Origin of the sequence: Rhizorhabdus dicambivorans, assembly GCF_002355275.1 — a bacterium.
Taxonomy (GTDB): domain Bacteria; phylum Pseudomonadota; class Alphaproteobacteria; order Sphingomonadales; family Sphingomonadaceae; genus Rhizorhabdus; species Rhizorhabdus dicambivorans.
In genome coordinates this window covers 157,907-181,146 of the sequence record NZ_CP023451.1, presented here as the reverse complement: position 1 = coordinate 181,146, position 23,240 = coordinate 157,907, and the positions used below count along the sequence as shown (strand labels likewise).

The window sequence follows — 23,240 nt, the reverse complement described above, 5'->3', positions numbered from 1 at the left end:
TTTACTTCCGCAAGTTCGGATCGGTGAAGAAACCGCGATTGAGTTCGCGGCCGACCTCGGATTGTAGATCAACATTCGCGCCACCGCGATTGTTACGGGCGGCTTCCGCTGCCGCCCGATCACCGTCCAGCTTCGCCTGTCCATCAGCGATCATGCGGGCAGCGGCGCCAGGGTCGCCGCCTCCCCCACCGCTACCGATCCCGCTAACCCCGCGCGGATTATAGGAGCCGCGCACATCGCCGGCGTCGAGATCGATCCGCGACACGTCGACCAGCGACGGGTCCTTGATATCGCCGCTGATCTCGGACCAAAGCGCGTCTCGTTTTTCCTGTGCCCACTGTTGAATCAATTGGTCACGGACCGCGCGCTTCTGCGGCGTTAAGTCGGTCGCCCAAAGCTCGGGCGCATCAAGGTTGGGATGAAGGGCCTGTTGCAGCCTGTACCATTGCGCAAGATCCTGGCTCATATTCTCGCTGAGCTGCATCCCGTGCGATTCGGCGAAGCTCGCATCGCGCGCGAGGGATTGCGATAGCTCTTCCATACGCCGCGCGGCCTCGGAATAGGATCGTGCCCGCGAAAGGGCGTCCTCGGTGCTCACCGAGGACGATGACGTCACCGATGACCGGCTGAACGAGCCTGAACGAACATAAGTGCCGTCGGATGTGCTAGCTCCGCTGCCGTTGGAGTGCTCGTCGCGCACACCGCTTGAAGACGAGCTGGAGCTGTCGGAGGAACGCGTTTGATCCGTGCCATAGCGAAGATTGTCGACCTGTTGCCCGGTCTTGCTGACCCCAAGGGAACCGCCGACATTGGGAAGAAGTCCCCCGCCGCCTGCCCGCCCACCGCCACCCTTACGACCTCCGCCGCCGCCGATGCCGCCATTGATCCCGCCGGTCACCTGATCGAGCGTGCCGGCTGACCGATCACGGCCCATCGAGATCCGATCGGTCAACCCGGTCGAGGAGCGCTCCTCTAGGCCCTGCGAGCTCGACCCGGTAACACGATCGAACTTCTCGACATTTGTATTTGCGGTGGACCCGCTTCCAGATTCAAAGCCTCTGGATCGCTCGGACGAGACCCCAAACGCACTTCGGTTCGTGTGTGTGCTGGTCAGAATATCCTGCGCGGCATTCTCCCACGCTTGCGCTTGGCGATGCGCCGCGCTCGACATTTCCCGCCATTCCGCGACGGTGCCGCTGTTCATGGTTGGCGTGAACCCCAGCCGCGAGATCGCGCCCGACATGTCGATGACATCTTGTCCATTGCCGAAGCCCGACACCACGGCGCCGTTGTCCTGGCGCCAACCCACGCTGGTCGCACCGCCCGTGAAACTCGGCGCAATCGACCATTGGTCGCTCTGGCGCATGTTCGACGTCGCATTCGCCCAGCTCACATTGCCGTAAGAATAGTTTCCCGTGGTCTGTTCCAGCGCGGCAGCCTCGGCGGCGTTCTGTGCCGGCGCAAGCATCGAGGTCGCCTGGCCCGCGATCGACATCGCGCCCCGTGCAAGACCCGCGGCGAGAAATGGGATGCTCATCAGCATGAAGCCGGCGATCGTCGCAGTCTCTCCATTCACGGCGCCGATGCCGGCATAGGTGCCCAGCGTGACGCCGCCGGGCGCGACCCCCGCGGCGGCGGCCTCGGCTCTTGTCATGCAGATCATGTGCAGGATGACATAGAGAGGCCCCCAGGCTGCGAGATAGAAGAAGCCCATCGCATAGCCCTTCAGGGTCGCGAGACCCGTTTGCGGCATCAGGAACAATGGGAATATCACCGGGAACATCGCGAAGAAGACCACGGTCAGCACGATGTTGAGGATGGGCACCCAGGCCATCGCCTGCTGTGCGATCGAATTATAAGTGTTGCGTGCCTGAATGTCGGCGCGGGTCTGCGCGAAGGTGTCGATCGTCGCCGCGCCCGATCCGCCCGCCATGCTGTTGCGGGCTTGCATGAAGGCGTTGATCGCCGTGTTCTGCCGCATGGAATCGCTGTAGTTGCTGCCCGAGCCGGTGAACGCGGCATTGGCGATCGGCAGATCGTGCCTCAGCTTGTCGGCCGCCAGCGCGTTGCTCAGCTTCGGGTAAAGCTCCTTCCCCCAGAACGGCGTGTTCGCCTCGATCATCGGCGCCCACCGCGCATTTAGCATGTCGTAAGCCTGCCGGCAGGTGACGATCGCGCTGGTGACGGTCCCATCGCCCTGCCGTTCGAGCCATTCCTGCGATCGGGCTTCCGAGCCGGGACCGATTTCCGCCCAGAGATCCTTCGATTGCGCCAGGACGGTCAGCGACTTCCGGTAGAGCATCACGTCCCCGAAGACGCATTTCTTGAAATGCTCCTCAAGATTGGTCGAGAACTCGGCATCGCGGATCACGAAGTTGCGAGTGGCGTCGAACAGGCGCGCGCCATAGACCATGCCGTTGGTCGAATAGTTGAGCTCGCTCGGCATCACGAAAACGGTCTCGGCCGTCCGCGTCAGCCAGTCGCCAATCTGCGTGGTGAAACTTGCCAGAACACCAAGCCCGAGCGGCACGTTCGCGACCGTTGCCGGTGCCAGTGACGGATTGATCCGGTCGGTGACCTTCACGTCGATGGTCGGCACCATGAGGCAGAGATAGATCGCCGTCGATTGCAGAAACCAGTTCATCCACACGCGAAAGTTCATCGTGAAGGCGACGACGAGCAGAGAGTAGATGAGCCCCATCACCATCACGACGCGGAGGAGCGAGCGGTATCCACCTCCCCCGGACCAGGCAGCGACGGCGTTGAAGGTGTTGACGAGATATTCCCCGCCCCCGACCGTAAAGACCTCGAGCATCGCGCCGGCTCCCCTGCCCTAATTCAGCCCTTGTGCGTTCAACCCGCGCGAGAAATTGAGCGCGGACGCCATGCCCGGCGTCATCGAATTCTGGAGCGTGGATTCGAGCATGATGCTGCGATCGATGATCTGCATCGTCACCTGCAGCTTGTTGGAGAGCTTCACGTCACGCTGCGCGAATTTCTGCCGCGTCGCAGCGATTTGCTGTTTCCACTGCGTCGCGGTGGCCTGGTCGAACGTCTGATAGTGAGTCTGCGCCTGCTCGACGCGATCGAGCATGTTATCGAGCATCGCGGCCAGCAGATCGACTGCGACGATCTCTGAGAGCGTTTCGATTTCGCCGTCGGTCAGCGCGTAATGCGCATAGGCCTGGACTGACAGGATCTTGTAGAGCGGTACGGTCGCGAGGTTGAGGAGCTGCTTCTCCGAACCGTCGAGCGCGGTGTCCGTCCTGATCTTGCTGCTCATCGAGCGGATCATCCCTGCGATCCGCGGCCGCAACGCCGACGAGGCCGGCACCGTCAGGGTCTGCTCACCGACATCGTAGCAATCCGTGTCGTTGCACTTGAGCATCTTCACCGCCGGTGCGTTCGCCGTGCCGTCGAGCAGCGCCGTAACCACCGCCTCCTCGGCGGGCCCGAACATGATGACCTTCCCGCCTACGCTCGGATCGGTTGATGGCGTGGTGATCACCGTGCCGACGAGCGTCATGATATATTCGGAGAATGACTGGTCGAACGCCCCGAATTTGGCGGACTTCTTCAGCGCCTCCCAAGTGTAGTTGTGTGGCTCGCCGACGAGCTGGTCCTTCATGCTCGCATCGGTATTGCCAGCGATTGTGCTGTCCCGGCGGTTGCCGTTGTTGCAGCCTTGCCGTGAAGCGGCCCAATCGGAGAATATGCCCTGGCTGTTGCCGACCGCCTCGCAGATCGTCGAGCGGGTGGTTTCCATCTGCGGCCAGATTCCACCGACCAGCGCCTGCGCCGTCTCGCAGCTCGATATATTCATCTGGTTGAGAAGCTGCGCCTTCTGGCTGAACTCATCCATTACCTTCCCGATCTCTGGCGAAACGGAATCGATCGCGAGCTTGAAGGCGAAACCAAGGGCATTGTTGGCGGTCGCCTTCAACATCGCCACGATTTCCGAGGCGTTGATGAAGGAGAAGCTGCCTGCGAACAGGTCGATGCCGCCGCAGCCCGCCCGCGCGCTCGGAAGCTGCAGATTGAACGGCGAGACGCTCTTCTGCGGAAAGCGGGTCCACACGTTGCCAAGCGAGTAATAGCCCGCGGACTGACCCTGGAATGCCGTCGGCCCGGTGACATTTGCGGCGCCACCGGCATCGTTGAAGAAGCCGTTCATCTCAGACGCGACATCAGCGTGCGCGACGCCGACGATCGCGAAATGGGAAGCTGCGATTAACGCCAGACCAGAGCCGAACTTCCGGCGCAGGACGCCCTTTTTTGCCTGTGTCATCAATAGTCGCTCCCGACCTTGGTGTTGGTCAGCATGAAGATGCGGTCCATGATTTCGTCGGCGCTGAGCACGCCGTAGCCGACCGGAATCGTCCGCTTGGTCTGGGTATCGAACAGGACCAGCGCAGGCGTTTCATTGCCCGGCACACCCATTCGTGCCCGCTGCCCGGAATCGACGACGTAATTCGGAAAATCCCTGCTCGGCCCGCCGTCCATGGATACGGCCATCACCGTCATCCGATGACTATCGGTGACCGATCGCAGGATCGGCGCGAACACCTCGCACGCGCCGCAACTTTGGGCATAGAAATAGAACAGCCCGTAGCGCTGGCCGAGGCTGGTGAGGACAGCATCGCGGTCGGCCTTCCGATTATCGAGCCACAGACGCTTGCCGACCGTCGAAACCGGGCGTTGCAGCGTATAGTCGAGGTCCGGGTTCTGCCAGAGCGCGCGTTGCCAGGTGTCCGAGAATGTCGACGCGCGATCGAGCTGTTCGCGCTGGAAGCGGATATAGTTGATGACGTTCGCTTCCGTCGGCTCGAGGATGGCCTTGGCCTTCAGCTCGTCGAGTTGCTTGGCGATCGCGGCGATCCGATCCGTGGCGCGATCCGCTTCGACAGGCGTCGCCGGCTTGGCGTTGTCCATCGGCTTTGGCTTCGCGCAATAGAACCACTGCCCCAGCCTGCGCTCGCCGCAGTAGAATTCGTCCGGCCGATCCTGCTCGATGGTATCATTTCGGGCCGCGGGCGCGTCCTGGGCAAGCGCGGGCGCCCAAATCGCCGCCGAGAGAGCTGCCGCAAGGATCACCGTCCGGTCAAGAATTGCCATGTTCCGTCCCTCCCTCGGCCTTACCGGGCGACTGTGCAGGGCGTTCGCGGGGCGGGCTTTCTTTGCGCGCTTCCCAATCCGGTAAATGAACACAGCAATCGGCCACCGTTGCGGCGTGCCGGGAGGCGCACGGCGGGCGCGGCGACGGGCTCTCGTGCGCTGGCTGAAGCAGCAGCGCTGCCGCGATGACGGGCAGCTCAAGAAGCGGCATCGACATGATCATTCTCCCTGACTTTCTGGCTTCGGACGGCCTCCCCCCGGCGTGGTGCACATCTGACCCGCCTCATTTTCCGTGGAGGTCGTAGTAGGACTGAATTTTCGCCTGGATGTCCGTCATCGTCTGGACTTCGTCAGGCAGCTTCGCCGCATCCATGAAGTCCGCATACACCTCGGTGAAATTCATGACGGAGAGGTCGAGGCGGGCAAATTCGTCGACGGTGAAGCCCTGACACGTTTCCTTTTTGGCGCTCCCCCAAGGCTTGCCGAGCTGTGGCCGGCCCTGTTCCTGAAGCACGCGGCTGAGCTTGCTTTCAAAGCAGCAATAGGCGGTCCGCTTCGTTGTGCAGATGCCGAGGATCTTCGATGAGCAATAGGTTCCGAGATTGTGGCACAGACCCATCCGATCCTTGATGTCGAGCTTCATCTCGTCCTGCGAACAAGCGAACAGGGTCAGGAAGGGCGTCGCCAACGCGGCGATCGCCGCAGGCCCGCCGGCCAGTGCGGCTGCGCCTGCACCGACCGTCAGCAGGCCTGACGTTTTGCCGGCGCAGCAGTTGATGAGCCCGAACACCGGCTTGTGACAGGTCTCGCGATTGCCCTTGAAGACCGTGAAATTGGTCTCGTCGAACTCCTCACCGGCCTGGTCGATCGAATGCAAGGCGACGAGCGCATCCTTGAATTCGGTCGACGCCTCGCGAACGATCGGCTCGCAATCACCGTTGATGCAGTAGACATCGTCGCCGCAAATATATTGCGGTGCGTCGCTGGTCCCACTCAAGGGCGTCGGGCATTTATAAACCCGGTTTTCGACCTGACATGCGCCGCCGTTCGGTTCGTCATCAAGGCATTCGGTCCGCAAATAGGTGCAGGCCCGATTGCTCTCGAGGTCGCCGCAGTCGCTGGCGGGAGTCAGCGTGTGGCAGGTGAAGTCTCTTTTCCACGCCCAGCATGCCTGGGTTATCGGCACCCCATTGATGACGCGGGTCTCCGGGCCCTCGGTGCAAATCTCCCCCGCAGGATCGGCCATGCACATGGCATCCGCTGTAAGAGGTCCACAGCCGTCGGCCCTCTTGACGGTGACCTGCGTGTCGGTCGTTTTGGCATGCCAATCCCGTCCGGTAATCGGGCTAGGGAGGAAGGCAATTCCCGTCAGGTCCTGGGAGCAAACATATTCGGTGGCGTTGTAATCGTCGCAAAATTTGTTCGTCGAAACGCCGTAGATGCGATGGGCGGCGCACGCCTGCATCACCACGCCAGTCGGACGGCATGTCCCGGCCGTTATATGCGGCGCCATCGAATCGTACCGTGCGAACGGGGTGCCGTAGGCGCTGTTGGGAACCACAAAGAATTTGAAGGCGTCGACCGTCGTCGTCTCCGGCACCATCGTGATCGAGCAGGAGCGCGGCTGGTCCTCGATCTTCGTGCCCTGATTGCAGGTCGCTTCGTAGTAGCCTGCGTTCCCAACCGCCGGTGGCAACGGCACACAAGACCCGCCACCGCCGCTATAATCTTCACCGGCCAGATAGGTGGATGGATCGTTCTCAACCGACGTCGCCCTCTGCGTGGCCGCCAAGATCTCCGAATTGCTGAACGTCGCGCGCGTCCGATCGGCGTCCGTCGTGATGCGATATTGCTCGTTCGAGGACTTCGCCGATTGACCGGCCGCCTCAAGTCGCTCGGGATCGTCGAAATAGGAACCTTCGGGCAGGCTCGGGCCGGAATAGCCGGGGACCGCTGCCGCCGGGGCGTCACTCGACGGTACGAGCGTCGGATCGTTGCGCTTCTGGGTGCCGAGCTCCTTGCCCTGCTCCCGCGCCTCCTCGACGGTCGTTTGCGCCAGCGCCGGCGTTACGACCATCAGCGCGACAACGAGCGCAGCCGAGGCGGGGATCGACCTCACCGATTGACCTTGCGCATGTTGGAGAGCCCAACGGCGGCGACGCGGGCACCCGGGCCATTCCCCTCGGCAAACTGCTCGAGCGCATATTCAACCGAGACGTTGCCAATGAGACGGTCGTGGGGCGGAACCTTGGTCTGGCACGAGAAACCGGCGCAAAGGTCGAAATCGGACGAGACGGCGATATAGGTCGGAACAGCTTGGACGTCGAAAGCGCGGAAGAGGCGCGGATCAATACCGACATTGGCGAAATCGTCCTGCCGGGTCACGATCTTCCCGAGGGCGGACGAAAACTCCTTCATCGAATTGTTCGGAAAGCCCCGGAAGACGACCACACCGCCCGCGCGCGCGGTATCGCCGATCAATTGCTTGAGCGCCTGTGGCGGCATCGACAGGCTGGCAAACACTATGAACTGGGGTGCTTCGCCCTTCCCCACCGTCGCGTTCGACGCGGCGCCCGCTACGATTTCGTCGAAGTCGACCGGACCAGCGGGCCCCTTGGGCAGATCGGTCTTCGCAACGCGCTGCATGTTGGCCATGCCACCGTCATTCACATTGGCCGCCTCCTCGCGGAACGCATCACCCCTGTCCTTCACCTGATTGACGAACGCCTCGGCATCAGCCTGAAGCTCGGCTGAGCGCTTCTTGATCGCCTGAACGTCGATCCCATCGACGCTCTGCGCAAGCACCGCCGATATGCTGGCGATGCCGAGAACAGCAGTAGAAGCCCAAAGATATCCGCGCATCGAAAGGCCCCCCTAGAGAACGCAGCAGTTGCGTTTGCGCCAGACCAGGTAGCCCATGTCCTCGCCACCGGCGGGATAGGCGCGGCCTGCGTCGGGCGGCATGGTGGATGCCCCGATCGCGGAGCAAGCGAAGCGACCGCTCACGGTCGGGATCGGATTGACCATCTGAAAGCGGTATTGCTGCTTCCGCATGATCGGCATGAGGTACTTCTTGCAGAGGCCCGCCGACCCCATCGTTCCCCACGCCAGCGCCTCGCGGTGCATCTTGTACGCAAAGCGCGACAGCGCGAGCCGCGAGGACTGAACGTGGCCGATCGACGACGGCACGTTTCCATTGAGCGGATACATGCTGCCCTGGCAGCCAGCGCACCAGAATAGCGGATCGAGCGGCAAATGGGCGGTGCCGGCGATGCAGTCTCCGGCGCAGGCAACCTGGGCGATCGGATTGGCAAAAACGATGGCTTCCGGGTTGATAAGTGCTGTCAGCGAGTCGTCCTGCCAGAGCGGGTCGATCTCGGTCATGTACGCGATATCGAAACTTGCCTGCTCGAAGCAGACGAAGTCGGTCAGGATTTCCATCCAGTAGAGGAGCGGGTACACATACCAATGGACGTGCCATTTGGCCGTGCTCTGGGAGCGGCCGCCCACCATCGACGGGCCGGCCAAATAGCCCTGTCCGATGTCGAAGCCGGGTGCGATGCGGATACCACCAAGGTTCGGAAAGCACCAAGGCTTCATGGTCACGTCCGCGAGGCGCGCTGGTTCCCAGAAACCGACGGAGATACCGATCCGAGGAATGGGGCTGCCGCAGGCGCAAATAGGCGAAGCCGGATTGGCTGTATCCGGCCGGCCGCTCGGCCAGATCTTGAGGCCGCCCACCGACAGCGGGAAGAGGCACGACCAACAGACATCGGTGATCGGGTTGACGAACTTCCCGTGACAGGTCGGTCCCGCGGCCTGAGCGCTCGGCGCGAGAATGAAGGCGGCGATCATCGTCAGGAGGAGCCGCAGAGCCCATCGCGCGCTATGCATCATTGCTCCTCCCCGCTTGCTTCCAGAAATGAGGTGTCGGCGCGATGCTTCCGCGCGAGGTAGACGGCGGTCGTGCAGATATTGGCAAGCAGAAGTACTGCGATCGCGCATGGCGCCGCCCGCCCGAAGGCGAGCGATAGCGGCTGCAGGCCAATAATCGCGGCGCCGAGCATCAGACAAAGCATCTGCCAAATCAGGCGCAGACGTCGCAGCGCGCCGGTCTCGGGGGCCGCCATCGGCGTGCGAAGCATGTCTAGCCAAGGTGGCATCAGCCTGTTTTTCCGGGCTTGAGCGCGACTTCGGACACGCGCATCACCCTGCCGGCCTGGGTGACGATTGCCGGTGTGTGCTCGATGCCGAACCGGGTCGTGAGCTTGCCTGCCTGGTCGAAATAGAAACGCCGCTTTTTCGCGGTCATCAGCTCGACCGGCGAGCCATTGACCAGGATGATCTTGGCCTTGATGTCGGAGTAATGCTCGATGGCCCACGCCGTCTGCGCGGGGTCGTCACCATCGATGAAGACGAGGTCCTGTCGGACCGAGACGAAGTCGAGCGGATTGATACGCTGGCCGGCCGCGGCGATCAGGTTTCCTTTCTGATCGCGAATGTCGCGCTCCATCATGACCGAAGGATCGAAGTCCCAGCTTCGGGCCGCTCGCGCCGCGGTTATCCCCGCCACGGGATCAGGACGCCGAACCTTCGCCTCGACGCGCTTGGCAAACATCTCATTGGTGCGCGCGAGTTCGCCACTCGCCTCGGCCCTGCGCAGTCGGGCTTCGATCGTCGAAAGCAGATCCGGCTCGATCACCGGAAATGCCTGTGCCGCCTGGCCATAATCCTTCGCTTCCGACCGCATCGGGGGAAAGACGAGCGCCGCGCCTAGCGCCGCAACCGCGCACACGCAGCTCGTGACAAGCATCCTCATAGGATTGGCTCCCCTGTCCCAATGATCTGGCGCCCGCAGACGAAGCCAATTTCGCCGTAACGGCTGTCGAAGCCGTCCTTGTGAGGCGTCGCCGCGAAATAGCATCCGGCCGGCACCCGTCCGGTGGCGCCAGGAGTCAGCGGCTCGCCGAAGCGTGTGAAGGGCTTCATCTGCGCGACCGGGTGACCATTCACGGCGACCGTCCGGCCGATATGGCTGATGATGTCGCCGGGCACGCCGTAGGCGATCTTCCCGAACATCTGTGGCTTCGCGCCGAAATGGCGGCGGAGGAGCTCGCCGGGCGGCGGATCGAAGAACACATAGTCGCCGCGTGCCGGCAGCTTGTGGCGCTGGATGAGAAACGCCCAATTCGGGAGCGAGTCCGTCGTGTTGATCAAAAGGGCGTGGCCATCACGCCATTCGCCGATCGCGCCGAAGCCAAGCGTCCCGGCGACGGCCACCGCCAGCATCCCCCACATGCGCGTGCGGGGACGCCAACGCAGGGCTTCCACCCTATTGGCCGCCGTTGCCATCAGGTCCTCCGAACGTCGAGACGGACGCACCGGGAATCTGCGGCGGGATTGGCTGGGCCGGAAAAGCCTGGCCCGCGGGCACCTGAGGGCTGGCGCCGGGGACGCCAGCCATCGGATCGATGGTTGCCCCCGGCGCCGCCAGCGGTGCTGCACGCGAGGCGGCCAGCGCCGATTGGGCAGCCGAGAGCTCCTGCATCCGCTGCAATTCCTCGACGGACATACGCTTGGGTTCGGGAACGCCCGAGGCAAAGACCGCCATTTTCAGGCTGTCGGTGATGTCCGGCACGTTCTTGGTGAGCACGGCTTCACCGACAAGCACGATCTGGCCGTCTTGGCTCCTGCGCTGCAGTTCCTTGTCGAGCGAGGACATGAACGCCTGCATCTCGGCGCGCACGCGGTCGGGCGGCGAGCCTGAGAAGCGCTGTGCCTCGACATAGTCGCCGACCAGCGCCGACAACCGTGCCGAAACGATATGGTCTTGTTTCGACTGGGTCAGTGCCCGCGTCACCCACATTCCCCAGATGATCGCAGCGACGAGCAGCAACAGGATCAGCATCTGGACGCGCGTGAAGCCGCCAAAACCGACCCTGCGCTTCGCTGCTCGGGTCTCAGGCGCGGAAGGGGGAGGAAGGTCGAGTTGGGGTTGGTCAGCCATGAGGCGGAACTCCCTCATCCGCACGCTGCGGAAGGATGCGATTGGCGCGAAGAGCGACGACGGCGGTGGAAAGGATCATGTGCGCGATCGCGAACATGTTGAGGAAGGCGGCGGTGCGCGCCGGGTCCGCGGCAACGTAGCGCGTCGTGAAATTATTGAGCTGATGGACGAAACCATCGAACGAGAAGCCGCCGATCGCGAGGAAGAAGAGGCAGAAGAGGCCCCAGGTGATGAGCATCGTCGACGCGACAAAGCCGAGCCCATGCAGCAGGAAATGAAGCATGGTCTGCCATTCATGGCGCGTGAACCCGATGTATCGCCGGGCGGTGGTCGGGACCGGATGCGTCGCCATCCCTGCTACTCCGCCGCGATCGCGATCTCGTCCTCCGGGACGAGATTGCTGACCCACTTTTCGGGATTGTTCGGAAACGCGATCCGCTCGATCGCCTCGTCCATGCTGAGGCCCTCGGCGATCAGAGCGTCGATCGCCGCAAAAGTCTTCGGACTCGAGGAGAACAGCGCTGCGGAATAGGGGTCGAGGACCAGGCGGCCGACAGCGAGGGTGTCGGGCCCTTTGATCATGATGTCCGAATATTCGAAGCCGTTGCGCTTCAAGGATCGCAACAGCGCATCGGTGTGATCGTCCATCTCGAAGCGGTCATGCTTCTTGAAGTCTGCGATCGTCTCCGGCTTTTGCTGGAGGATCACGAACCAGTCGGAATTTTCGAGCGCCGCGACCGATCCGGCCGATTTGTAATAGTCGTTCAGCGATTGCGTCGCCGTGACCAGCGATGCGCCATATTTCCGGCAGGTACGCGCGTAGGTCTCGATGAAATCGGCCATCGCCCCGCCGCGGAGCATCTGCCATGCTTCGTCGAGGAGTAGCGCTTTCGGGATCGAACGATCCAGCTTGCGCATCATCTGCTGCGACATGAACATGATCGCCGTCAGGACGACGCTGCGCAGCTCCTCACGGGCAGACAGATCGGAGAGCTCGAAGACCGTGAGCTGGGCCGAAAGTTCGAACGAGACCTCGCCCTGAAAGAAGCGGCCGTAGGTGCCGCCCGACGAGAAGGGCCGCATCGCGATCGCAAGGTTCGCGGCCAGCCCGTTTCCGGTTGCCTCGAGCGCCTCGATGACAAGATCGATCGAGCCGCGGCTGCCGTGCGCCTCCCAGACCTGGTTCACGGCACCGTCGATCAGCCCGCGCTCGGTGTCGTCGAGCAGGTTGATATGCCGGGACATCTGATTGATGATGGCCTTCAGCATTGCCATGCAGTCGAGGAGATAGTCCTCGTCTTCGGCGGCCTGGGCCTCGTCGATCATCGAGAAGGGATTGAGACAGAAGCCCGAGCTCATGGTGAACTCGACAAAGGCGCCGCCCTGAAGTTTGGCCGAATGCTCGAACGAACGCCCGTCGTCGATCACGACCACTCGCGCGCCGGCACCGCAGAGCGAGCCGCATAATTCCTGCAGCGCGACCGACTTGCCGGAGCCCGATTTGCCGAACACGGCGACGTTGTGATTGCCGGCGGCATTCTCGAAGGGGCTCCAGAAGAAGGGCTGTCCGCGCCGGCCGATCAGCAGCAGGTGGGGAATGCTTCCGCCGAGATATTCCCCCTGCAGCGGCGCGAGATTTGCGGCCGTCGTCGTGAGCAGAGTGCGCATCCGCTTCATGCGCTCGAGATCCTTTGACAGGCCATTGGCCATCGTCATGGGCATCGCGCACAACAGACCCATCACCTGCAGGTAGCGGTCATCGAGAAGATCCCAGCCCGCCGCACGGTAGACCGACTTCAGCACTCGCTCGTTGCTGTCGCCCTGCCCTTTCGGCGAGAACGACGTGACGCTGAAGAACACGCGCACGAGCTTCCTGCCCTGCCGGATCTCTTCATTGACGTGTCGCCACTCCTGCGACTGCTCGCGGAGCTGCGGCAGGAAGCGGGACGATTTGGAATCGGCCAGGCTGGTCGTTCGCATGAACTTGTAGCTGGCCTTGTTGGTCGACGCCTGCGGGTCCGGGAACTCGATGCACAGGTTGGTCGATACGGGGCATGGCATGCGCAGCTTGTCGGTAAAGATGTCGCCGATCAGCCGGGTTACGTCCCATGGCGCCCAGCGCGTGGGCAGGTTGCGCACCGAGAAGGAGCGCACATCGAACACGTCGGGGTAGATCTCCCCGATCTCCGGCGCGCCCTTCAGCGTTTTTCCGGTCGGCCGGAAGCGCTCGGTCCGCAGCAACATGCGGTCCGGCTCGATATGCAGCTCGATATCCCTTCGGATCGCCTGATCGGCGATCGGGTCGAGAGGGTTGTAGCTCACCGCATCGTCGCCAGCGGCGGTGGTCGGCGACGTGATATCGTCGATCCAGCCGATGAGCGCGACCGGGTCCATCTTGCGGGCGGATACGTTCACCGATTGAAGAGCCGAGATCAGCCCGTCCATGAGCGATACGATCTGCTCGATCGTGATGTTTGAGGACTCCGGCGTCGAGTAGGATATCGCGACCCGATGATGGCGAAGGCAAAACGGCGCGTCGGCTGAAAGCGAATTCCAGACGCCGTCCGTCAGGAAGTCGACCCGGTGCTTGGCCATCCGTTCGTAAACGCCGCGCGCCGAGTAGCGGGGCAGATACCATTTCGAGAGCTGCTCGCCGATGCGCGGCGACATCCATTGGTGAATCTGAAGGCAGCCGGGCGCGGGAATGCCTTCGGACAGGAACTGCGCCAGGATCTCACCCGTCCGCTCGTCCGCGCCGACCAGCGGCGCGGCCTCGATCACGAAGCCGCGCGAGGCGCTATTGTAGAAGATACCGGTCTTCGGGTCGAAGCTTCGATAAGGGAGCCAATGCGCAAGCATCGGGACCACCAGGTCCGGCCGCTGGGTGTCCGGTCGCTTGCTGTCGCCGAAGATACCGGACAGCAACTCATCGAGGAAGCCGCTCGCCATCTCAATTTTCCTCTGGAGCAGCGGCCGGGAAGTTCGCCGCGCGCACGGTGGGCTTCGTCTTGGGCTCGGGTGTCGGCGTCGATCCGGTCAGAGCTGCTGCCTTCGCGTCGCTCGCTGCCTGAGCCGAGCGCGCCTGGTATTCGGTAGAGCCTCTCACCCGCGTGATTGCTTCGCCGATCGCGGTCGCACTGTCTGCGCCCTCCGGCGCCGGGGCGGTCCCGGCCGAGGCTTTGTCTGCCGTTGCGAGCGGCGGCACCTTCGCTTCGATAGTCGGCGCCCCCGGCACTGCTCCCTCGACGCTGCGCGATTCCGCGCGCCTGGAGGAGACGTTAGTGGCCGGGGGCGTCGGTGTGCGGCCCGCCTTGGGGGCTAGACGGGTCGCAACATCGTCCTTGATCGCTTTGACCGGGTCGGCTGCACGGGCGCGGGCTGCCGCGACGGCCGCAGGATCGGGTAGATTGGGGTCGACGCCGCCCGTCGCTCGGCTTGCCAGTTCCGCTCGATCGACCGCTTCGGCGAGCGATTCCGGCTGCTCAGCAGCGACAATCGCATCTCGGTCCGGTATCGCTGTTGCATTGACGAGGAATTGTTGTTGCCATTCCCCGCTTTGCACCACGGCATGGACTGCCGTCACCTCATGAAGGCGGCCACGCTCATCGATATATGGCTGAAAGACAATGCGCAGCACGCGCTCCTGGGTACGGCGCGCATCGATCTGAGGTGCCGGCGCTTGTCCTAAAAAGGCGATGTGCGAGGATCTGGGTGCAGACTGCCTGGCCGGCCCGCTGCTGGCCGGCGATGAACGCTCGACAGTGCCCTCTCCGGTGATCATCGCGAGTGCTCGATCGTCGATCGAGGACGATGGCGCGCAGATGCCATCGGGCGCTTTACAGGAAAAACTTCCCTTCACATTGCTGCCGAACGTGGCGCACCCGCCAAGCAGGGACAGAGCGGCGATCGCGCAGCCGCGCAGCGACAGGGCGTGCCGCGCCGTCACGACCGCGTCCCCTGCAGCCAGGCCTCGAGAAACTCCTTGGGCCGATATCCTTCCAGGACGGCGCCATCACCCCGAACGATGATTGGCGTCGCATTAAGCCCATGCTCGCGCGCGAAGCGCTCGTTTGCATCGAGCCCCTTGGTGTCGCAGCTCGCCGGCGCTTTGAATGGCTCACCGGCATAGGCGGCATGCAGCGCCTGTTCCTGGTTTTTGGAGCAATAGACGCGGTCGGCGATGTCGCGGCTACCGAGGACCGAGATCGGACGCTCGACCACCTTCACATCCATGCCGCGCAAGACGCTGGCGAGCGCCCTGCAATAACCGCAACGGAAGTCCGTGAAGATGGTGATGCTCTGTTTGGCCGACCGGTTGCCCCAGACAATGGCCCCGTCGGCCGGAAGCCCAGACAGGTTGAGCGAGACGGGGCGGACCGGCGCGGATGTCTTGCCGACACCGCGCGCCGTCGCTGCGATTTCGCCAGCCTCGCCGTCATCGGATACCGCGGCGTTCGCCTTGGCGGCCCCGCCCACCAGCATGTCCGGATTGATCTCGAGCAGCCGCGCCGCGGTCAGGTCTTGGCGCGTCTCCATATCGTAGACACGACCGATGATCAGATAGCGCGCGCCATGATTGACGTAGAAGAGGTTCGCGCCCGAGGTGACTTCGCACAGCCCGTCGATCTTATCGCAATCGAGCTTGTTGATCGGCGTCTTCGGAAGCCTGGTCTTCAGGAGCAGGCTGACCTTGGCGTCATCCTTGCCGGCGACATCGGCTGCAAGAGCGATTCCGGCAACGCCGAGCGCGGCAGCGGCCGCTACAATCGGCGCCGGGCGAGCGAACGCGCGCAGCTTTCGCAGACGATCAATTGCGGACATAGACACCCTCCAGGAAAACGATTTCGACATCGATGCCGGTCGGCATCTCGATCACGGGCTGATATTGCTCGGCCCGCTCGATCAGATATTTCGAGACGTCCTTGCCCGATTCCGCGGCACCGCCGCCGAGCGCGCGCAGGCCGACGCTGCCGAAGTTGGGCGTGCGGTTGACGCCCCCCTCCCCGTCGGTGCTGATGCTGGCGAGCGGCTGATTGAAAGCGGTGTTGAGAGCGTTGCCGCCACCACTGACCAGACCGGCCAGAAACGCCTGCATGGCAAGCGAGCCTTCCCGGCTGACCACTCGGCCGCGCACCCCTGTCTTGCCGCCAAAGGCGATGAACCCCTTGACCTCGGAGACGGCGTAGCGCCCGCCAGGCTGCGGGCACGTCATCTTTTGCAGTTTGACGTAGACCTTCTCGCTCGAGAGCTCGCCGCGGGCGGCACCGTTCACGAGGCAGCCTTCGATCTTGGTCGTTAGGAGGCGCCCGTTCTGATAGACGGAACGGGCCGGGCCAGTGACGCGAAGCACGACCGGCAAGGGGTCGGTCTGGCTGTTGACGCCGGCGCTCGCGTCAACGCCGACTATGACCTTGGCACTGGCGAAGCTGTTGGGCGGCAGATAGTTGATGCTGTCGCTGAAGGTGGTCGTTCCCTTAGCGACGCGCGTGGCATTGCCGGCATCTGCGGTCTGGAAACTGACCAGCTTGACCTCGGCGGCGCCTCCCATCGGCATCGGGCGACCATTGGCAGACGCGTTCGGCCCATCCGGACGCTGATAGGCCTGGGTCCCGTTGGGCCCGTACATCGCGCCCGGCCCGGTCGCGGGCGCTGGCGCCGGCGTAGTTCGGGCGGAAGCCACCTGTCGGCGCAGCGCCTCATTCTCTTGCTGATAAGCCGAGAGGACGCGCGAGCCGTCCGCCCGCATCGCCTGATTTTCCCCCTTGAGCAGTTCGACCTGCTGCGAAAGCTGGTCCAGGCGTTGCTGCTGGCCGTTGACCGATTTCAGTTGATTCTCGACCGATTGCATCTGGTTTTCGGAGAGCGCCATCCACTCCTGCTGGTTGAGATTCTTGTTGACCATGTCCTTGGTCGACACCTCGACCTTCGCGGTCCCGTCGTCGTTCGTACCGGTCGCCTTCTCGTCGCCGCCGAAGATCCAGAAGGACGATGCCACCAGGCCGACGCCGGCGACCCCGGCGAGCAGCATGCGCTGCTTTTTTCGGATGCTTTCGTTCGCGGACAGGTCGGCCGAGATGGGCGAGACGCCCTCAGTATCGCTGCCATCCAACGGCTCACGATTGCGTTTTAGGAAGTCATTCCAGGCCATGTCACTGCCTCCCGGTTTGTGAGACGAGGTAGGCCGTGGTGACCTTCCCAGGTTCCAGCTTCGGCTCGGCGATCGACACGGCGAGCGCACTGCTCGGCGCGACCGTGCTCTCCGTCAGCGTGACGGCTTCCCCGCCGCGATTCTCTATGCGCAGCACGCGGCCGGTCAGTTCCGACCCCCGATATTCAGCGATCATCTGGACCTTGAGATTGCCGACATAGACCGGCCGCAGAGTGCGCTGGCGCATCTCGTAGCCATCGGCGACGCTGTTTGAATACATCGCCTGGATGAGGACGACCGCCGCTTCCTGCGGGCTGGTTGCAACCACCGCCTGGGGCGCCCCATTCTCCTCCACGTTGGCCTTCGCGATCGCCGGATTGGAGATGAAGAGCTGCACGGCCTGCTCGCCGGCGATCCGGCACACGATCTTGTAGACGTAGCCGCGCTTGCTGGTCGCAAAGAACGAAAGCGCCGGGCGCGCGAAGCCCTCCGGCACCGAGAGGTAGATGTCTCCCCGCACCGGTTCGTTGACGACGGAAAAGTCATCCTGCGGATTGCCGGTCGAGATCTTCGAGACCGACGCAAACTCGTCCTCGACCAAGCTGATCCTGGTGAGATCCTTTGCCGACGCTGCGCAATCAACCTGGCTGCCGTCGGCTGCCATCACCGTCTGGTCCGCCCAAGCCGGGGAGGTGATGAGGAAGAAGCTCACGGCGACTAGGGCAACGCCGATCATCCGGCTCACGATGCAATAATAGCGCGACAGGAAGACCGCGCCGGTCGCGGCGCTGCCGATGATGTAGACCGACATCACTGATCCTTTTCCTTGCCGGTCGTCACCATTCCGAAGCCCACGAGCTTCAGGGACAGTCCGGAATATTGCCAATCGAAGCGGAAGGAGCGGCGCTCGCTGGAGACGACCTTGTTGCCGACGATCGTGTGCAGGTCGCCGGTGACGGTCGACCGCAGATTCTTCGTATCCAGCTCCATAGTCTGGATGGTGAAGAACTGGGCGATCGACGAGCCGCGCTGCTCGTTGACGATCTTCATCAGGTCGGCGCGGATCTTTCCTTGCGCGCTGGGCGCGGTGATATCGAGTACCGACTTCATCCAGTATTCGAGATTCGCCGGGCTGCGATCGAGCGTCAGCACCGCGGTGTCGCGGGTGACCAGCTCGAGATACTGCCGCGAGACACCTGAAGAGTTCACGACCAACGGCGATGCCAGGATCGGTTGAAGGACAATCTCCCTGTCGCGCGTGACTGTCACAAGACCGAGGATGGCGCACAGGCTGCCAAGGACGCCGGCGACGATCACAAGCAGGTTGCGCTGCTTCAGGACCCGCTGGCTTTGAGCGTGGGTGTAGGAGATTTCCATCTCAGCCCGCCATCAGCCGGAGATAGGAGGGCGGTGTGGCCTTCATGCCGGTGAAGCCGGCCGGAAGATGCCAGTAGGCCATGTGAAGCAGCCAGGAGATCGCCCGTCCTGCCTTAGCCTTCTTCAGTCCCCACCAGCCTGCGCCCGCAAGCAACATGCCAATGAGAATATGCTGAGACAGGATACCCCAGACGAATGGCAAAACCATCGCTAGGAACTCATCCAGCGTCCACAGCCCGATTAGCTCGGGATCATCCAGATGAGACGGAACGACGTACTTGTCCGCGGCCATATCACCACCCTCCCCGCAGGCCGACCGGATCTGCTATTCCGGCCGACCCTTGGACTGTTCAGATTGTTGCCGTGACGGTGGAGGTGACGATCGGAATGCCGGTCCCGGCACCCACACCGACGCCGACAGGAATGGCGATCTGGCCCATCGAGAAGCGGCCTGAGGCCAACGCGACGATGCCGCCCGCGAGCGACAGGACGGTGATGATCTTGCCGCCCGACCCTTCGAGGAAGTCGGTGAACTTCGTGAGCGCCGTATCGAACGTCGTGTCGGCACCGGCGAGGGCCGGGCCGGCAAAGAGCAGGAGCGCGAACGCGAGTGCGACCAAAGCGAAGATCGCCAGCTCCGCACGACCGCTGTACTTTATGACAGACTGCATGAGAGTTTCCCTTCAAACGGAACGCGACTGACCCGCGCCCAATTGAAGGGTGGTCCCGGCGAGCGATCGGCGGCAACGCAGTTCCCGACGGCACGGTCTCGCAAACGAATTTTATGTGAGTCTGATCGGACCCTGCCCCGATGGCCGGGGCGGCGCGCCCCGGCATGCGGGGCAGCTCGCCCCACTATCTGGGGCACGCCGCCCCATTTCTCGGGGCAGACGAATTTTTGATTCGGCGTCCGCGCCTCTAATTGCGATCAATGACGGGCGAAGTTAGAATCGCTAACCGGATTCGGGGGGATCCCGTCAGCCCGGCTTAATCGTGTCTACGTTATCGAACCACAGCTAAGGATGGAGGATAGCCAGGTGCAGGTGCCATGACAGGAGATCAGTGCACCCTCGCGCTCGACATATCGGAGCATTTCTTCAATTTGACGACGGAGAGCCTGCGCCTGCGTTCGAACGAAACCAGGTGCTATCAGACCCTCGGAAATCTGGTTTCCGATCGGATCGGGTTGCCGTGTGCGCTGGAGGACCATGCACCTGAAACAATCCGGGAGCATCTGTCGGCGATCCCTACAACAGGCGACATTCGAATCGATCTGACCATCACCAGATCAAGTGCCGACAGCCTGGATGCAGTAAAGAAGCTCATCTCTGAGGGGCTTGGGTCCGAAATAAGCTTGGGGGACACACTTTCGATCATGCTCTTCCACTACGTGGTCGGCCAGAAAGCTGCGCGCGTTCTTGAGCGACTGGGATTGGAGGGCACAGATAATCCGCCACGAAAATCTGCGATCAGCGAAGAACTGGGTAACGAGAAGATAGTCCCGCTAAGATAGTTGCTGCTGGCTTTTGCTGCAGGCGCACAAAATGCAGAGGCTTGCTAAGTCACTGCCTGTGTGTTTCGTTTCAGGCCTTGCGTGCAAAAGGGGGCCATGACTTGTCATCGCTTGCCCATATCGAAGCTTCCGACGATGGCTGCGTTCCGGCCAGGGTCGAGCAGTGGGACTTCATCCCGCTGATCCTCGAAGCAATGTCTGAACAGAATGTAGGCCAACGCAAGCTGGCGCTGAAGACCGGCATCAGCAAAACGCGTCTCGGTCTCCTACTTCACAGTGATCCCGCTAAGCGCGCGCCGATGTTCGTGTATGAACTCCAGCAGGTTTTGGCCGCCCTGGACATCAACATCGTGCAAGCCATGATCGCGATCGAGACCTACAGTGATCCAGCCCTCTTCCTCGACGAGCGCTTCCAAACCTCGCTTGTGATGCTCGCCGAGTTATTCAAAGGCCTCCCGGCGATGCTCGTGGCGGCGCTCGACGAAATCGAAGGGATGGATGGCACAGAGGTACGCAAGGAGTGGGCCGGGCCGCTACGACAAGCGGTAGTTGAGAAGCTAGTCAAGGAGGTCAGTGCCGTGATGGCTCGGCGGGTACAACTCGCTCAGATTTCCACCCTCAGCCTGCTCTTGTGGATGTCGACGATGGCCACGGACTTGCTCGATCCGCTTCTCGCCTAGTACGAAAAAACTGTTACCCTTCGGGCTCTGTGCTGCTGCCGCACGGCAGCGAGCTCCGACATGACCTGGACCGTCGCCCGCGGCGGCAGCGCCGCCAAACGTCGCCAATTTAGAAGCACGTTATCGACATAGGCCTGGGTCTCGGCGATCCGCGGCAGCATCCCGTCCCTCACGCGGCTCGGTCCGGCATTATAGGCTGCAAGAGCCAGGTGGACCTGTCCGAAGCGATCGAGCTGCTGCCGGAGGTATCGCGCCCCGCCTCGCAGATTCTGCTCGACGTCGTAGCGATTGACTCCAAGGTCGGCGGCCGTGCCGGGCATGAGCTGCGTCAATCCGAAAGCGTTCTTTGGCGAATAGATCCCTGCCTTGTAACCGCTCTCCCGGATGATCATCGCATCGAAGAGGCCGACCGGAATGCCGTACTCACAAGCGATGCTGCTCATCATCTCATAGTATCCGGATCGTCTATATTCGGTGCGGGAATCAAGGAAACTCGCCGGTCGATAGCCGCTTGGGGCGCAGCCCGGCGCACTACTCGTTGGAACACTCGAGAAGACCACACCCTCGCGCATCCAACCTGGGATTGCTATTGGGGAAGTGAATGACACGGCGTCCTGCGACTGAAGAGGCGCAGTTGACGCGACTCCTACATGCGCAAAGGGATCCTGGTCATTGGGATCGGTTTGCGCTGTCGCCGCAGCGAAGCTGTTCGCCATCTCAAAGGCGACCCAACGCCTGCTCAGGTCATGGGTCCGAAATGCCGTAGGAAGCGAATTGGAAGCCGTCACTTGACGATTGCCTCCGTTATCCTCTGCGCGCGGAGCTGTGGCATCGACAGCAGATCCCCTCGGCGCTGGCTCCGTCCCCATCACGATCACCTCCACCGACCTGCGCTCCCTGCCTTTTTGGCTGGCACCGGCTTCCGAGCCATGAAAGGCAACGGATAGGGCGACCGCCACGAGCAAGATTGATCTCATTTCGCACCTCCTAGCCGTGCTCATGGGGAGTGGAGGTCAGGGCGAATATTGTTGTCAATCCTGAACGCTTCAGGGACGATCGGATCGAAACCCGCTTCGACAGGTTAGTCCATGTGGTTGATTGATCGCCATAGCGACGGACTTGACGCCGCTCGCATCCCCCTTCCGCTCCCCCTTCGGGCGGCTCTCGTGCGCTGGTACATCGGTGAAGGATCCCGACATGACGAAGAGGCCGGCATCACGTTGGTGCAGCAGGCGCGTATCGGCTCGAAGTGGATTGCCTGCAACTGCCGTGGCACCAAACAGGCACCACCCATTTTGACACCCGCGTTCCTGTCGGAAGCGGAGACCTATTACCTGCGGCGGCTCACAAGCACAAACCGGCCCGAACACGTTTCGTCCTGTCCCTTCTTTCGGGACCAAGCCACGAACCGCATCACGGAAACGCGGAGAGCCCAGACGCCGGCAGACCCCCCCGTCGGCTATTTCGAGGTTCTGCGCCCGGCGCCGGAAAAGCTCGCTCAACGACCAGATGACGACGCCAGCGACGACCGCACGCGAAGTGCTTCCGTTCCGCGCCTCGCCCGCCTGCTCTGGAGGCTGATCGCCAATGCCGGTCTCAACATTGCCGTCCCCAGCGATCAGGAGCCGTCAGAGCGTGCCATCGGCGCGGAGTTCAAGCTGCTCGCAGCGGCCGCCGCGAGGATCGAAGTTGCCCCTGGAATCGAACTCGATCGTGTTCTCTGGACTCACGGCGACGCGCTTCACAGCAGGCGGGCCTTCGCAGGCATCCGAGCGCTATCTCGCCGATGGCCGCGCGGCCATGCACCCCAAGGCTTTCTCACGATCTTTGCCAAGTCGTTCAAAGGCTCGACGATCTTTCCGGCAGGATCCGAGCCGATCGCAGTCGCCAATCGCGTCCAGTCGCCATCGGTGCGGGATAACTCGATCACAGGGCCGTATCTGGTGATTGTCGTTATCGGCCAATATCCCGAAGCGCAAGGCTATGCGCCACTGCGAGCCTACGCCCAACCGATTTATTCGGGTCTGAGGTTCATACCGGTCGATAGCAATTTCCATAGGACCTTGTTGAGAGCCCTCCTCCGATCGAGGCACCGCCTCATGCAAGATGGCATCGAACTAGCAATTGAGAAGCCAGTTTTTGACCGGCTGACCCCGCTTGGAAGCTGTCGACCGGAATTCCTCCTCGAAGCGCGCTCGCGTCTTACTGGTGAGATTCGACGATTCATAGTGCAAGCTCTAGAGGAGACGAGCGTCGAGCTACGTATCCCGAAGCTGGCTGCTCGCCGGAGCCTTGAACAGATCGCTCCCGTTCTTTCAATCACGCCGAAGGACGTTGAGGATGAACAAATCTGGCGCCTGATCGTCGAAGCGTTCTACCGATCCTGATGGAAGGGCGTAG

General features: G+C 62.5%; 23 protein-coding genes. 3 read left to right on the top strand and 20 right to left on the bottom strand.

All coding sequences use genetic code 11. The features are described 5' to 3' along the window. Nucleotide 1 precedes the first annotated feature (1 nt). From CMV14_RS25425 to CMV14_RS25335, 19 genes are all read right to left on the bottom strand, one after another. Nucleotides 2-2,815: a conjugal transfer protein TraG N-terminal domain-containing protein gene (locus CMV14_RS25425; RefSeq protein ID WP_066701127.1), complete on the bottom strand. Its 2,814-nt coding sequence runs from the start codon at nt 2,813-2,815 to the stop codon at nt 2-4. A gap of 18 nt (nt 2,816-2,833) precedes the next feature. Beyond that, nucleotides 2,834-4,288 (bottom strand): conjugal transfer protein TraH, encoded by a 1,455-nt coding sequence (locus CMV14_RS25420; protein ID WP_066701128.1) that lies wholly within the window; start codon nt 4,286-4,288, stop codon nt 2,834-2,836. Next, the gene (gene traF / locus CMV14_RS25415) at nt 4,288-5,115 is read right to left on the bottom strand and encodes a conjugal transfer protein TraF (RefSeq protein ID WP_083216030.1); all 828 of its coding nucleotides are present in this window, start codon (nt 5,113-5,115) and stop codon (nt 4,288-4,290) included. The genes CMV14_RS25420 and traF overlap by 1 nt, the downstream gene beginning before the upstream one ends. Nucleotides 5,116-5,398: 283 nt before the next feature. Further along, on the bottom strand, nt 5,399-7,192 hold the full coding sequence (gene traN / locus CMV14_RS25410) for a conjugal transfer protein TraN (RefSeq protein ID WP_066967405.1): 1,794 nt from the start codon (nt 7,190-7,192) through the stop codon (nt 5,399-5,401). Between the two features lie 38 nt (nt 7,193-7,230). Beyond that, entirely contained in the window at nt 7,231-7,977 is a 747-nt protein-coding gene (gene trbC / locus CMV14_RS25405) for a type-F conjugative transfer system pilin assembly protein TrbC (RefSeq protein ID WP_066701129.1), read from the bottom strand. 12 nt (nt 7,978-7,989) lie between these two features. Further along, a complete protein-coding gene (gene traU / locus CMV14_RS25400; RefSeq protein WP_096367889.1) occupies nt 7,990-9,009 on the bottom strand; it encodes a conjugal transfer pilus assembly protein TraU in 1,020 nt (339 codons plus the stop codon). Further along, nucleotides 9,009-9,278 (bottom strand): hypothetical protein, encoded by a 270-nt coding sequence (locus tag CMV14_RS25395; protein WP_066701131.1) that lies wholly within the window; start codon nt 9,276-9,278, stop codon nt 9,009-9,011. The genes traU and CMV14_RS25395 overlap by 1 nt, the downstream gene beginning before the upstream one ends. After that, entirely contained in the window at nt 9,278-9,934 is a 657-nt protein-coding gene (gene traW, locus CMV14_RS25390) for a type-F conjugative transfer system protein TraW (protein ID WP_066701132.1), read from the bottom strand. Before traW ends, CMV14_RS25395 begins: the two co-directional genes overlap by 1 nt. Then, a complete protein-coding gene (locus CMV14_RS25385; protein WP_066701133.1) occupies nt 9,931-10,467 on the bottom strand; it encodes a S26 family signal peptidase in 537 nt (178 codons plus the stop codon). The genes traW and CMV14_RS25385 overlap by 4 nt, the downstream gene beginning before the upstream one ends. Next, entirely contained in the window at nt 10,448-11,122 is a 675-nt protein-coding gene (locus CMV14_RS25380; protein WP_066701134.1) for a TrbI F-type domain-containing protein, read from the bottom strand. The genes CMV14_RS25385 and CMV14_RS25380 overlap by 20 nt, the downstream gene beginning before the upstream one ends. Next, the gene (locus CMV14_RS25375) at nt 11,115-11,474 is read right to left on the bottom strand and encodes a hypothetical protein (protein ID WP_066701135.1); all 360 of its coding nucleotides are present in this window, start codon (nt 11,472-11,474) and stop codon (nt 11,115-11,117) included. Before CMV14_RS25375 ends, CMV14_RS25380 begins: the two co-directional genes overlap by 8 nt. A gap of 5 nt (nt 11,475-11,479) precedes the next feature. Next, entirely contained in the window at nt 11,480-14,071 is a 2,592-nt protein-coding gene (traC, locus tag CMV14_RS25370) for a type IV secretion system protein TraC (RefSeq protein WP_066701136.1), read from the bottom strand. A 1-nt stretch (nt 14,072) separates the two neighbouring features. Beyond that, nucleotides 14,073-15,068: a TraV family lipoprotein gene (locus CMV14_RS25365; protein WP_066701137.1), complete on the bottom strand. Its 996-nt coding sequence runs from the start codon at nt 15,066-15,068 to the stop codon at nt 14,073-14,075. Continuing rightward, nucleotides 15,065-15,943, bottom strand: coding sequence for a DsbC family protein (locus CMV14_RS25360; protein ID WP_066701138.1), 879 nt, complete (start codon nt 15,941-15,943; stop codon nt 15,065-15,067). The genes CMV14_RS25365 and CMV14_RS25360 overlap by 4 nt, the downstream gene beginning before the upstream one ends. After that, nucleotides 15,930-17,270 carry a TrbI/VirB10 family protein gene (locus CMV14_RS25355; RefSeq protein WP_066701139.1) on the bottom strand — a complete coding sequence of 447 codons (1,341 nt, stop codon included), beginning with the start codon at nt 17,268-17,270 and terminating at the stop codon, nt 15,930-15,932. Before CMV14_RS25355 ends, CMV14_RS25360 begins: the two co-directional genes overlap by 14 nt. A 1-nt stretch (nt 17,271) precedes the next feature. Beyond that, nucleotides 17,272-18,081: a type-F conjugative transfer system secretin TraK gene (locus CMV14_RS25350; RefSeq protein ID WP_066701140.1), complete on the bottom strand. Its 810-nt coding sequence runs from the start codon at nt 18,079-18,081 to the stop codon at nt 17,272-17,274. Further along, complete coding sequence (locus CMV14_RS25345) at nt 18,081-18,647, bottom strand: type IV conjugative transfer system protein TraE (RefSeq protein ID WP_066701141.1); 567 nt, start codon at nt 18,645-18,647, stop codon at nt 18,081-18,083. Before CMV14_RS25345 ends, CMV14_RS25350 begins: the two co-directional genes overlap by 1 nt. Before the next feature lies 1 nt (nt 18,648). Beyond that, nucleotides 18,649-18,939, bottom strand: coding sequence for a type IV conjugative transfer system protein TraL (gene traL, locus CMV14_RS25340; protein WP_066701142.1), 291 nt, complete (start codon nt 18,937-18,939; stop codon nt 18,649-18,651). Nucleotides 18,940-18,997: 58 nt separating this feature from the next. Next, nucleotides 18,998-19,318, bottom strand: a complete 321-nt coding sequence (locus CMV14_RS25335) for a TrbC/VirB2 family protein (RefSeq protein WP_066701143.1) — start codon at nt 19,316-19,318, stop codon at nt 18,998-19,000. A gap of 377 nt (nt 19,319-19,695) precedes the next feature. Here CMV14_RS25335 and CMV14_RS25330 point away from each other — a divergent pair, with 377 nt between their 5' ends. Both CMV14_RS25330 and CMV14_RS25325 read left to right on the top strand, forming a co-directional pair. After that, entirely contained in the window at nt 19,696-20,160 is a 465-nt protein-coding gene (locus tag CMV14_RS25330) for a hypothetical protein (RefSeq protein ID WP_066701144.1), read from the top strand. 101 nt (nt 20,161-20,261) lie between these two features. Beyond that, nucleotides 20,262-20,840: a hypothetical protein gene (locus CMV14_RS25325; protein ID WP_066967399.1), complete on the top strand. Its 579-nt coding sequence runs from the start codon at nt 20,262-20,264 to the stop codon at nt 20,838-20,840. Here CMV14_RS25325 and CMV14_RS27300 read toward each other — a convergent pair. Continuing rightward, nucleotides 20,837-21,286 carry a lytic transglycosylase domain-containing protein gene (locus CMV14_RS27300; protein ID WP_232037496.1) on the bottom strand — a complete coding sequence of 150 codons (450 nt, stop codon included), beginning with the start codon at nt 21,284-21,286 and terminating at the stop codon, nt 20,837-20,839. The genes CMV14_RS25325 and CMV14_RS27300 overlap by 4 nt on opposite strands. A gap of 642 nt (nt 21,287-21,928) precedes the next feature. Between CMV14_RS27300 and CMV14_RS25315 the strand changes: the two genes are divergently transcribed. Continuing rightward, complete coding sequence (locus CMV14_RS25315; protein ID WP_066701145.1) at nt 21,929-23,227, top strand: DUF8535 domain-containing protein; 1,299 nt, start codon at nt 21,929-21,931, stop codon at nt 23,225-23,227. Nucleotides 23,228-23,240 lie beyond the last annotated feature (13 nt).

Bases quoted from the DNA above. Each gene is read 5' to 3' on its own strand.
- CMV14_RS25345 (WP_066701141.1), bottom strand. From the start codon at position 18,647: ATGGAAATCTCCTACACCCACGCTCAAAGCCAGCGGGTCCTGAAGCAG.
- CMV14_RS25350 (WP_066701140.1), bottom strand. From the start codon at position 18,081: ATGTCGGTCTACATCATCGGCAGCGCCGCGACCGGCGCGGTCTTCCTG.
- traN (WP_066967405.1), bottom strand. From the start codon at position 7,192: ATGGTCGTAACGCCGGCGCTGGCGCAAACGACCGTCGAGGAGGCGCGG.
- CMV14_RS27300 (WP_232037496.1), bottom strand. From the start codon at position 21,286: ATGATGAGCAGCATCGCTTGTGAGTACGGCATTCCGGTCGGCCTCTTC.
- CMV14_RS25380 (WP_066701134.1), bottom strand. From the start codon at position 11,122: ATGGCTGACCAACCCCAACTCGACCTTCCTCCCCCTTCCGCGCCTGAG.
- CMV14_RS25330 (WP_066701144.1), top strand. From the start codon at position 19,696: ATGACAGGAGATCAGTGCACCCTCGCGCTCGACATATCGGAGCATTTC.
- CMV14_RS25375 (WP_066701135.1), bottom strand. From the start codon at position 11,474: ATGGCGACGCATCCGGTCCCGACCACCGCCCGGCGATACATCGGGTTC.
- CMV14_RS25420 (WP_066701128.1), bottom strand. From the start codon at position 4,288: ATGACACAGGCAAAAAAGGGCGTCCTGCGCCGGAAGTTCGGCTCTGGT.
- traL (WP_066701142.1), bottom strand. From the start codon at position 18,939: ATGGCCGCGGACAAGTACGTCGTTCCGTCTCATCTGGATGATCCCGAG.
- CMV14_RS25425 (WP_066701127.1), bottom strand. From the start codon at position 2,815: ATGCTCGAGGTCTTTACGGTCGGGGGCGGGGAATATCTCGTCAACACC.
- traF (WP_083216030.1), bottom strand. From the start codon at position 5,115: ATGGCAATTCTTGACCGGACGGTGATCCTTGCGGCAGCTCTCTCGGCG.
- traC (WP_066701136.1), bottom strand. From the start codon at position 14,071: ATGGCGAGCGGCTTCCTCGATGAGTTGCTGTCCGGTATCTTCGGCGAC.
- CMV14_RS25315 (WP_066701145.1), top strand. From the start codon at position 21,929: ATGTGGTTGATTGATCGCCATAGCGACGGACTTGACGCCGCTCGCATC.
- traU (WP_096367889.1), bottom strand. From the start codon at position 9,009: ATGCATAGCGCGCGATGGGCTCTGCGGCTCCTCCTGACGATGATCGCC.
- CMV14_RS25395 (WP_066701131.1), bottom strand. From the start codon at position 9,278: ATGCCACCTTGGCTAGACATGCTTCGCACGCCGATGGCGGCCCCCGAG.
- CMV14_RS25360 (WP_066701138.1), bottom strand. From the start codon at position 15,943: ATGTCCGCAATTGATCGTCTGCGAAAGCTGCGCGCGTTCGCTCGCCCG.
- CMV14_RS25335 (WP_066701143.1), bottom strand. From the start codon at position 19,318: ATGCAGTCTGTCATAAAGTACAGCGGTCGTGCGGAGCTGGCGATCTTC.
- CMV14_RS25355 (WP_066701139.1), bottom strand. From the start codon at position 17,270: ATGGCCTGGAATGACTTCCTAAAACGCAATCGTGAGCCGTTGGATGGC.
- CMV14_RS25385 (WP_066701133.1), bottom strand. From the start codon at position 10,467: ATGGCAACGGCGGCCAATAGGGTGGAAGCCCTGCGTTGGCGTCCCCGC.
- trbC (WP_066701129.1), bottom strand. From the start codon at position 7,977: ATGCGCGGATATCTTTGGGCTTCTACTGCTGTTCTCGGCATCGCCAGC.
- traW (WP_066701132.1), bottom strand. From the start codon at position 9,934: ATGAGGATGCTTGTCACGAGCTGCGTGTGCGCGGTTGCGGCGCTAGGC.